12 protein-coding genes and 1 rRNA gene are annotated in these 9,472 nt (G+C 65.9%); 6 read left to right on the top strand and 7 right to left on the bottom strand.

The window, feature by feature from the left end; genetic code table 11:
* Positions 1-181 (top strand): cold-shock protein (locus AC1D1W_RS18640; protein WP_476944469.1); only part of this gene is annotated, 181 nt, incomplete at its 5' end.
* 130 nt (positions 182-311) lie between these two features.
* On the opposite strand, the gene AC1D1W_RS18635 is transcribed toward AC1D1W_RS18640, so the two are convergent.
* The 3 genes from AC1D1W_RS18635 to AC1D1W_RS18625 all read right to left on the bottom strand — a co-directional run bounded on the left by AC1D1W_RS18635 (position 312) and on the right by AC1D1W_RS18625 (position 3,666).
* Entirely contained in the window at positions 312-1,382 is a 1,071-nt protein-coding gene (locus AC1D1W_RS18635) for a DUF6226 family protein (RefSeq protein WP_476944468.1), read from the bottom strand.
* A gap of 179 nt (positions 1,383-1,561) precedes the next feature.
* Positions 1,562-1,744: a PspC domain-containing protein gene (locus AC1D1W_RS18630; RefSeq protein WP_476944467.1), complete on the bottom strand. Its 183-nt coding sequence runs from the start codon at positions 1,742-1,744 to the stop codon at positions 1,562-1,564.
* Between the two features lie 86 nt (positions 1,745-1,830).
* Positions 1,831-3,666, bottom strand: a complete 1,836-nt coding sequence (locus tag AC1D1W_RS18625) for an AfsR/SARP family transcriptional regulator (protein ID WP_476944466.1) — start codon at positions 3,664-3,666, stop codon at positions 1,831-1,833.
* A gap of 316 nt (positions 3,667-3,982) precedes the next feature.
* Between AC1D1W_RS18625 and AC1D1W_RS18620 the strand changes: the two genes are divergently transcribed.
* Positions 3,983-4,159, top strand: a complete 177-nt coding sequence (locus AC1D1W_RS18620) for a hypothetical protein (protein WP_164468546.1) — start codon at positions 3,983-3,985, stop codon at positions 4,157-4,159.
* Between the two features lie 146 nt (positions 4,160-4,305).
* Here AC1D1W_RS18620 and AC1D1W_RS18615 read toward each other — a convergent pair whose 3' ends face one another.
* Positions 4,306-4,785, bottom strand: coding sequence for a hypothetical protein (locus tag AC1D1W_RS18615; RefSeq protein WP_476944465.1), 480 nt, complete (start codon positions 4,783-4,785; stop codon positions 4,306-4,308).
* 195 nt (positions 4,786-4,980) lie between these two features.
* Between AC1D1W_RS18615 and AC1D1W_RS18610 the strand changes: the two genes are divergently transcribed.
* From AC1D1W_RS18610 to AC1D1W_RS18600, 3 genes are all read left to right on the top strand, one after another.
* Positions 4,981-5,367 carry a VOC family protein gene (locus AC1D1W_RS18610; protein WP_476944464.1) on the top strand — a complete coding sequence of 129 codons (387 nt, stop codon included), beginning with the start codon at positions 4,981-4,983 and terminating at the stop codon, positions 5,365-5,367.
* Positions 5,368-5,539: 172 nt separating this feature from the next.
* Positions 5,540-5,881: a YciI family protein gene (locus AC1D1W_RS18605; protein WP_476944463.1), complete on the top strand. Its 342-nt coding sequence runs from the start codon at positions 5,540-5,542 to the stop codon at positions 5,879-5,881.
* Between the two features lie 417 nt (positions 5,882-6,298).
* The gene (locus AC1D1W_RS18600; RefSeq protein WP_476944462.1) at positions 6,299-6,766 is read left to right on the top strand and encodes a hypothetical protein; all 468 of its coding nucleotides are present in this window, start codon (positions 6,299-6,301) and stop codon (positions 6,764-6,766) included.
* Between the two features lie 83 nt (positions 6,767-6,849).
* Here AC1D1W_RS18600 and AC1D1W_RS18595 read toward each other — a convergent pair whose 3' ends face one another.
* The 3 genes from AC1D1W_RS18595 to AC1D1W_RS18585 all read right to left on the bottom strand — a co-directional run bounded on the left by AC1D1W_RS18595 (position 6,850) and on the right by AC1D1W_RS18585 (position 8,656).
* Positions 6,850-7,155 carry a DUF1905 domain-containing protein gene (locus AC1D1W_RS18595; RefSeq protein ID WP_476944461.1) on the bottom strand — a complete coding sequence of 102 codons (306 nt, stop codon included), beginning with the start codon at positions 7,153-7,155 and terminating at the stop codon, positions 6,850-6,852.
* A 118-nt stretch (positions 7,156-7,273) separates the two neighbouring features.
* Positions 7,274-7,549 carry a hypothetical protein gene (locus AC1D1W_RS18590; protein WP_476944460.1) on the bottom strand — a complete coding sequence of 92 codons (276 nt, stop codon included), beginning with the start codon at positions 7,547-7,549 and terminating at the stop codon, positions 7,274-7,276.
* 213 nt (positions 7,550-7,762) lie between these two features.
* Positions 7,763-8,656, bottom strand: a complete 894-nt coding sequence (locus tag AC1D1W_RS18585) for an SDR family oxidoreductase (RefSeq protein ID WP_476944459.1) — start codon at positions 8,654-8,656, stop codon at positions 7,763-7,765.
* Positions 8,657-9,408: 752 nt separating this feature from the next.
* Here AC1D1W_RS18585 and AC1D1W_RS18580 point away from each other — a divergent pair.
* Positions 9,409-9,472: ribosomal RNA gene (locus AC1D1W_RS18580) — 16S ribosomal RNA — on the top strand; the annotation flags it as partial.

Genomic DNA, 9,472 nt, shown 5'->3' with positions numbered 1-9,472 from the left:
GTTTAACGCTGAAAAGGGCTTCGGCTTCATTTCCCCCGATGACTCCTCACAGGACGTTTTCGCACACTACTCTGCGATCAACTCCTCCGGCTTCCGCTCCCTCGAAGAGAACCAGAAGGTCTCCTTCGAAACCGAGCAGGGCCCCAAGGGTCCCCAGGCCACCAACATCCAGGCTATCTAATTTCCTTTTGGATACCCGGGACCGTTAGGTTTCGAGCAGGGCCCGTCTTCGGACGGGCCCTGCTTTTGTTTAACCCACCCGTGCTTCCAAGACAGGGACGACGACGGCGGCGCGGCACCGCCGTCGGAGTTCAGGTCCCGCGCAGCGGCCACGGACGCCACGGGCCGTCTACCTCCCGCAGCCGGATCTCTGCCTCGTGGAGCCGGGTGGCGGAGACGGGGCCGGGTTCGCCACTTCCGCCTTCCGAGCCGGAGCCGTCGAATGCGGAGAGCGCGTATTCGCTCCACCGCCGGCCGCCAACCGGGTAGCGTTCGGCGTATCCGCCGGCCGCGACCGAGAGCACCAGCAGCTCCATCCGGTCCGCTGCTGTCTCAGCCGTTTCGTCGCATGCGTCGCAGCCGCACACGGGGAACGGGAAATCGTGCAGCACGCCGGCGTGGACCACAACGCCCGGATAGCCGGTCAGCACAAACGTCAGTGGCGCCGTTCCGGAACGCCGCGGGGTGACCCGAACTGCGTGCAGCACGCCCCGGACCTTGATTAGCAGGTCCCTGGTATGGGCCGGATCCTCATGGACGTCGACGTCATACGCTGTAGCCAGATAGTCGATCAGACCACGCGCGACGACGTGAAGTCCGGCGAAACGCTCCGGGTGGCTGTCCACGCTGTAAGAATCAGGATCGGGCCCCTCAGCGCCCCATTGCCGGCCGTAGGGAATGGGTTCCCCACCGCCGGAGCAGTAGGTCGTCGCCGGCAGGTGCGGCCGGACATAGCGGGGCTGTCCTGCCGTGGGTGATACCGGAACGGGCTGCATTGCTGGGGACTCATCCACTTCCTCCCGGGCCCAGTCCAAAAGCGCGGAAACGAACCCACCTAATGATTCTTCGTCCGCGCTGCGCAGAGCCACCAGCAGACGGTCGACGTCGAACTGCCGCTGCCGGTTTCCCACCGTGGGAGGCGCGCCTTCGTAGGCGGTCCAGTGCGCGTCCGGTCTCAGGCGGGCGATGGCGTTCCCGGCGAAGACGGCCGCCGCGGCACTGAGCGTGCTGTCGTTTTCAAAGTGAGAGCTGAACGTGCGCAGGAACGAAATGAGCCGCTCAGGATCCGAGGCCAGTTCTTCGGGCCGGACTCCGCGGCCGGTGCAAAATTCGATGAACGGGGCGTAGCCTCCGACGTGCCTGACCTTGGCCGGTTCGCCCACCGCCGGTTGATAAAGGGCCCTACCCCGGGCCATTGGCTCCGGCAATCCGGACGGCTGCCCTTCGAACAAGTCCTCAGTTGACCCCATACCGCGATCCTAGGGCATGGGGTAGCGCGATGGAGGGGGTTACTCATTCCAGCGATGAAAGCTGCGCTCGGTGCGGCGGTCCTGCCCTGCGGCTAGCCGTCCCGGGGGATGAGGATCCACAACGCGATGTAGACGAACTCGCCCACGCCGAACAGGCCGAAGAACATGAACCCGAGCCGGACAAAAGCCCGGGGGACTTCGAAACGGTCGGCCAAGGCAGCGCACACGCCTGCGAAGATTTTGCCGCGTCTGGGTCGAACCAAGATTGCTGACATTTCGCTACCGTAGCACCAGGCGCCCGTCGAGTCAGCAGTGTCTTTCGCCCCTGCCGCCCAGTGCCACAGCACGCCGCAGCCCGGCGTCACAGCTGGCCGCGGCGCGCCAGGTAGGTGTTGAGAGCAGGGTTATCGATGTCCTTGGCCAGCCACGGGATGGTCTCCGCGGCGGCGGCATCGCCCAGGACCGCCCGGTGCGAGTGCGCCCGGACCACCAGTTCGCGCAGGGCGCCGCGGCTGGCCATGGTGCCCAGCCGGTCGGCGTAGTCCCCGGCGGCGGGGGAGCCGGCGTCGATCGCGACCTCGGCGGCGGTGTCCAGCAGCCGCGCCCGGTACCAGAGATACCAGGGCGTGGTGTCGAGCCCGCGCTTGAGCCAGGATTCGGCAGCGGCTTGATCGTTCAGCGCCATGCTGAGCCTCGCCTTGGCCCCCGCGGCCAGGGTCAGGTAGCAATGGTCGCCGGCGACGTCGGCCATCACCCACGAGCGGTCGATCAGCGGTGCAGCCTCCTCCAGCCGGCCGGCGGCGAGGAACGTCTCGCCGCGCAGGCCGGCGACAAACGGCTCAAACGCCGTCCAATGCTCGGCCGCGATCAGTTCCTGGGCCCGGTCCAGGCATTCAGTAGCCGGCTCCAGATCCCCGCGCAGCAGATGCACCCGTCCGGTCAGGGCCGCACTGAACGCCAGTAGGCGGCGGCCGCCAACGGCGGTGGCGAGCCGGCTCGATTCCGCCAAAGCCGCCAGCGCCTCACCGTAGTGCGCGGTGTCCGAGGCCGCCATGCCCTGGATGGCTAGGATCCTGGAGCGTTCGTCGTCGAACCCGTCCGCCGCCCGGGCCGCCTGCTCCAGCCAGCCGGCCGCACGGTCCGGAATGCCCCGCTGCACGGACAGGTACCCCAACTCCCGGTACGCGGCCGCCGCCACCCGCGACGCCGGCCCCGCGGGGTTCCGTCCCCCCGACGCCAGGGATTCCGGGTCCAACCCTTCCGATTTCAAAGCCCGGTGCAGCAGGTCGGCCACCTCGGCGCCGCGGCCGCCGGCCTGATGGATCAGCGCCCCGGACAAGGTGACCAGGGATTCGGCGAGCAGATGCTGGTCGCCGGTCCGTTGCGCGATCTCGGCTGCGAGGCGCAACTGCTCCAGCCCGCGGTCCACGGAGCCTGCCGAGAGCGAGGCCTCGGCAGCATCCAGATAGGACCGCACTGCCGCCCCACTGGCCGGCAGCCCCGGCTCTGCGGCGGGCGCCGCATCTGCCAGTGCCCGGCGCACCTCAGCCGGCACGCCGAGCCCGAGCTCCCGGCGGTAGAGCTCGCGGCATTTGTCGGCCTGCTCCCGCGCCCGCCGGTAGTCACCCAGGGACACCAAGGCCTTGATCAGCACGGCGTGGCAGTCGGCGTTGAAGGGGTCCAGGTGCAGCGCGCGGGTGGCGAGGTCGACGGCGTCGTCCGCTTTTCCGGCCGCCAGCGCGGCGAGCGATGCCTCGTAGAGCAGCGTCAGGACGGAGTTCTCGAGCCGGTGCCGCTGGTCCTCCAGCCAGGACTCGAACGCCGGGCATTCTTCAAAGGCGAGACCCTCCAGGAGGTCGCCGTCGAAGGTGCGGGGGTCGGCGCCGCCGGCTGGCTGCAGGGCGGCAAGCACATCGCAGTTCCAGCCGGCCGGCAACACCAGCCGCAGCGGGTCGCCGCCGACCGAATCCGCGCCGAGGGTCCGGCGCAGCTCGGAGAGATTCCAGCGCAGGGCGCCGAGCGGGTCCTCGGCGTCGGGAAACAGGAGGGCCGCCGTCCGGGCCCGGCCGGTGCCGCCCGGTTGCAGCGCGAGGTAGGCCAGCACAGCCCACGCCTTGCGGCCCCGGGGCTGCCGGGGTGCGGTGCCAGCGGACTCGATCCGGGGCGGACCGAGGAGCCGAATCCAAGTCTCGGCCATATGAGTCATGCTACGCCGCCAGCGGGCGCACGGGAGGGGCCGACGGCGGGCGTGCGGCGGGGGAGCGACGGCGCCTGGCCGGCGCCTGATCGGAGCCGAAGGGAGCGGGAAGCGGGCGGAAATCGCAGCGGAAAATGCTCACACGGTGGCTCACACGGTGGGTGCGGAAACTGGACATGTCCCCACAAGAGGACCGGAAACCTGAACCCCAGCCGCAAACTAAACCCGCACCGATCTCCCGGGATTCCGGCCCAACAACCTGATCCATCATCAGCCCCAACAACCAGCTCCATCACTCGCCCGAGGTGCTCTTCACATGGAATTTGCCGCTTTCCTGCTCGCCGGACTCCTGGTCTTCGCAGCCGTCGCCACCATCGTCGCTGTCGTCCGCGACGGCCGGGGCCACACCCCTCCCATCCGGTCCACCCGCCCCTGGATGGCAGGCAACCTGCCCAGCGAACCGTACGCATCCCTGCGGTCTCTCCAGGGCTGACCGAATCCGGTAACCACACGCCAGTAACCGCACGGGCCTGACCCCCACCTCCAGCATGGGAGGCGGAGGTCAGGCCCGACGTCGTGCGGTGCCGTGTGGAGTTCAGCCCTTCGCGGCGGCGCTGCTCGGGTAACCGCCGCGTCCGTTCACGGGGCCTGCGTAGCCCCGGTCTGAGGAGGCCGGTCTTTTAGAAGGACCGTCGCGGCGATTGCGGTCCCAAATGCGAAGAGGACCAACGGAGTTTGGAAAATCGCGCCCATGATGGCGAACCCTGCATCGGCTATTGGCTTCGACGCCGAAAATAGGCATGCGGCGTCGATGGCCAATGCGGCCGCGTAGCCGACGAAGAAGCAGACGAGCAGCGCAGGAGTCCTGTAGGTCTTCGTGAACGCCCTAACCGCGAAGTCGTAGACCAGGTATTTGAGTCCGATCATGGAGGGCGCGAAGGTCAGAACGTAGAAAACGTCCACGTCCTCCGGAAATTCGGCGAGCGGAACGTTCGCGGTGCCTTGGTAAATGCCGGCTGAGTGGAACCAAAAACCCGCCAGCTGGGCAGCGACAAGCAGGACAGCCGCGGCACCGTACCGCAGCAGTACCGTTCCACGCCGTGTCATTCGGATTGCCATGGCGTCAGTATGACAGTGCCCGTCAAGGGCTCCCCCTCGAAGACTGGGCTACGGGCCGCCGTCGTGATCGCAGCCTATATTTCCCCTGCTGAGACTGGCGCCATGAAGGTTTCCAGGGACGTAGCCGGCGCTCTTGAAATCTGAAGAGTGCCGGATGTCAGATGGTCTCAGACAACCACACCGGAGGAGGTCGGCATGACGATCGCTTTCAACCACACCATCGTCTACGCAACGGATAAGCGGCGGTCGGCGAAGTTCCTCGCCAACGTGCTCGGACTGCCGGAACCTCAAGCCATGTGGTCCTTCATGACTGTGCCTCTTGACCACGGGGTGGCCCTCGATTTCGCCACGGCGGACCGGCCCATCGCCCCGCAGCACTACGCCTTCCTGGTCAGCGAGGAGGACTTCGACGGTATCTTCGCAAGGATCCAGGCCGAGGGCATCCCCTATTGGGCAGACCCGGGACGGTCCCGCCCACAGCAGATCAACCACAACGACGGCGGACGCGGCGTCTACTTCGCGGATCCTGACGGGCATTTCCTTGAAGCAATCACGCGCCCGTACGGATCGGGTGCTGTTTGACGTCCCAGGTTCGCCGTCACGGCCACCGTGAGGCAGATGGAGCCGGCCGCCCGCGAGCGGATCCGCGAGCAAGCACCGGCCTCCGCGGGACCCGCCGTGACCGTTGCGCGGCACGATGGCATCGGCGAGGATGGACGCGATTCACCGTGCTGCGAAGAAGGAGTCGACGCGAATGACCAAGTATCTGATCTCGTTTCCCAGTGCCGCCATGGTCTTCCCTGAGGAAGAGCTGCAGGCTGTTTCGGATGCGTCGCACGCGGTCGTCCAGGAGGCGAAGGATGCCGGCGTCTGGGTGTTTGGCGGCGGCATCGATGAGGGCATCCCGCCCGTCATGGTCGACGGCGATGGGACCGTGAGCGAGGGCACTTACCCGCAGACGACGCAGCTCGAAGGTGGCTACTCGGTGCTGGAGCTGCCCTCGTACGAGGCGGCCTTGGAGTGGGCCGCGAAGATCGCGGTCGCCTGCCGTTGCGCGCAAGAGGTGCGCGCTTTCCAATACGATTCCGCCAGCTAGAGGATGCTGCTCATACTTGAGACTGAGCTCCGCGCCCAGGGGATCACGGCCCATGTGGCTGCTCCACCGGCGGACCTCTTTCTCGAAGACCACCGCATCTGGCGGCCTCCCACCGAGACCGCCATGCACGCGGGAGCTGACGTGAAGGCGCCGACGAACGAATAGCGGCGGCGGGAGAACCTCGGGGCACCGTTCCCCGCCCCGGACAGGCGCGGAACACCGGCGTCGTCGGTCAAGTGTCTAGACACCCGCATTGGCGCGGGAGCATCCTAAACGTGTGCGCGTTTCGGGAGGAGAGCGGCCACGGGGCAGGGAGATCCCGCCCTGGCTGGGGAACCCTGGGGAACCGGTGGACCGTTGGCAGTCCCACCTTCCAGGCGTGCGGACACGATCGGCGAGGGAACCGGGGACCAGATCATGGACGAAACATCCGATACGCGGCAAAGGCTGTCCAACCGCATCGACGAGAAGCAACGGGACCTTCAGTCCTACCTCGGCAGGGAACGACCACGGCGCTCCCGGCTGGCCAGCATCAGCATCGTGGGCAGCGCGCTGGCCGCCGCGTTCACGGTCGGCCCCGCCGCCGGTGGCACCGGGTTCACTGAAGCGGTGGCGAACATCTTCAACCTGGCCGACGACTCGATTGTGTGGCGCGGGCTGTGTCTGCTGGCGGTGATCTGCTCCGTTGCGGCGGCGCTGGCGACAAACTTTGCCACGTCCCGTTCCGTGGCGGACCGTGTGAGCGCAGCCGAGACGGCCAGCGCCCAGCTGGAGGGGCTGCAGGTCTCGCTGAACTTCGGTCACATCGAGATCGACGAGGCCGTCAAGCTCTATCAGCAATACGCCACGCAAGTGGCGTTCGTGGAGGCATCTCCGGCGCGGTGAGCTGTTCCTTCAACCAGCGTCTCAGCAGACAGCAGAAGCGTTCGGGTCGCCCTGCAGTTACCCCTGCAATCCAGCCCCTGTTTTCAGCCCTCCAGAATCAGCTCGACTTCCACGTCCACCTCATCGCCGGCGCGAATGCCGGCCGCGGTTCTAATGGCCTTCTTGACGGGGAGGAGATACGAGTTGGTCCTGCTGTCCGGGAAGAGCGACGTCGACCACCGCTGCCCGGCGATGCAGGCCTTCACCTTCAACGAACCGAAGCTCTTCCGGAACGGAGCGGCTTGGTCCTTGAGCTGCTCCGCCAGGTCTGGCGGCAAGGTGATGAAGTGCCAGCCTGCCTGCTCGGGGTAGTGCCACAGCTCGGCACGGAACGCGTACGACGTCGTCACGCCCTTAGTGTGGCACGGTCCAAAGGTCGGCGCGGTGAGTGCCGGCCTGCCCAGAGATCGTTCCATCCTGTCAGGGTGGCAGTGCCATAGCAGGGAGTGAATAGCGCGGCGGAAGCGACTAGTGCTGCCCCGAGGCTGTGGTCCCGAACATCAGGGTCCGTCGCGGCACATCGTAAAAGACGGTCGCCGACGCGGGAAGGAGCGCCTGCAGGTTCTCGGCATCCTGCCCGTCCAATGTCAGGAGCTCTTCCCATGCCCCTTGATCAAGGACCAGCTGAAGCGTCCAGGTGCCAGGCTTTCCGGGGTCGCCCGCCACCCAGCTGAACTGGTAATGGCTGACCTGACGGACTTTGATGCTGTCGTCAGTCAAAGGCTGTTTAGGTGTCGGGGTCATGGTCTCCTCCTGAACACGCCGCGCCCGGTTTGGTGCGACCGCGCTATTGCCGTTAAGCAAAATATAGGCCCGGGGCGAAGCTTCATCCAGACCCCTGTCCCGCATACCGTCTAGGGTCACCTCCACGAACAGCGGCCCTTCCCCGAGCAGCCTGACGCTGTGGGGAAGGACCACCCAGTTTACGCGGCGTTCGCGCCGGAATGCGGCGATGGACTACGGCGTGGGGCTGCCGCCGTTGACGTTGAGCGTCTCGCCCACGACATAGCTGGACTCCGCGGATGCCAGGAACACGTAGGCCGGGGCCAGCTCTGCCGGTTGGCCGGCCCGGCCAAGGGGAGTGTCCTTGCCGAACTCAGGCAGGGCCTCCGTCGGTTGCCCGCTGCTGGGCTGGAGCGGCGTCCAGATGGGCCCGGGTGCGACCGCATTGACCCGGATTCCCTTCGGGGCGAGCTGCTGGGCCAGACCCTTGGTGAAGTTGTTGATGCTGGCCTTGGTGGTGGCGTAATCAATCAGCGTCGGCGAGGGGTTGTAGGCCTGGATGGAGGTGGTGTTGATGATGGCGGACCCGGGCGGCAGGTGCGGCACGGCGGCCTTGGTCAGCCAGAACATGGCGTAGACGTTGGTCTTCAGCGTGTGGTCGAACTGCTCGTCGGTGATCTCACCGATGTCCTCCTGCGCCACTTGCTTGCCGGCGTTATTCACGAGGATGTCCAAACCGCCCAGTTCACGCACCGCAGTGTCCACCAGCTCGCGGCACGTCGCCGAGTTCTTGAGGTCACCGGGAACCTTGATCGCTTTGCGCCCGGCTTTCTCGATCAGGTTCGCGATGCGGGTGGCGTCCTCCTCCTCTTCGGGCAGGTAGGAGAGGACGACGTCGGCGCCCTCGCGTGCGAACGCGATGGCCGTGGCGGCGCCGATGCCGGAGTCCCCTCCGGTCACGAGCGCCTTGCGGCCCTCGAGCCGGCCGGTGCCGCGGTACGTGTCCTCGCCCAGGTCCGCCTTCGGGGTCAGCTTGGCATCCAGGCCGGGTTCTGGCTGGCTCTGCTTCGGGGGTGAGATGTGTTCGTACGCTGTTACCGGGTTTTTGAAGGTGTACTGATCAGTCATGATGCTCCTCCGGATGTTGGGGTCTCAGCGCGGACAATGTGCACTCCACGCACATGCTAAGCATGCTTACAATCAACCCTAGCCAGTGCGGCGGTTCCGGCGCAACGGACCTGGCGGCTAGGTAGGGCGGGCAGTCGCCTGGAGGCGGCTGCTCGCTGGGAGGTTGCACGGCTCCTCTCTGTCAGGCGGAACCTGCGGCGTGTGACCCACTCCTCAGAAGCCCGACGGCGGCCGGCTGGCCCTTGGGGACGGCGGGAGCTGCCGAAATCCGCGCGGATCCGGGGAATGTGACGCCAGGGGACACCTCAGGGGGCCGATTTGTGCAGGGTCCTCCGGSCGTGTAAAGTAATTCGAGTCGCCGCCGCTGATGCGGAAAGAAAGCGACCGACCCCCTTCTAAACAGCCTGAAAATGGTTCGCGAATTTGCGTGCTAAATAACGGCGGGGACCTTCTTGGATGAATGTAAATCGCAGAAATGCGAATTTGCAAAGACTTCCAAGATCGGGTAAGTTTGAAAAGTTGCTCCGGAGCGATCCTTGACTGATTGTTGGTTGTGGTGGTGCCGGGTGTGTCTGTTGTTTGAGAACTCAATAGTGTGCCAAGTTTGTTGATACCAATTTATTGTATTGAATTGGTTGAATTTGCCGGGCCCGCCACCCCGTGGTGTGGTCTGGTGTTATTTGGCTGGTTTCAAATTTTGTGCAGCGTGTGCATCCCGTTTTCCCGGGGGCGCATGTTGTGTCTGTTTTACTTCAACGGAGAGTTTGATCCTGGCTCAGGATGAACGCTGGCGGCGTGCTTAACACATGCAAGTCG

Source organism: Arthrobacter sp. P1_B4 (assembly GCF_056406555.1).
This window is presented reverse-complemented; position numbering and strand designations above follow the sequence as displayed.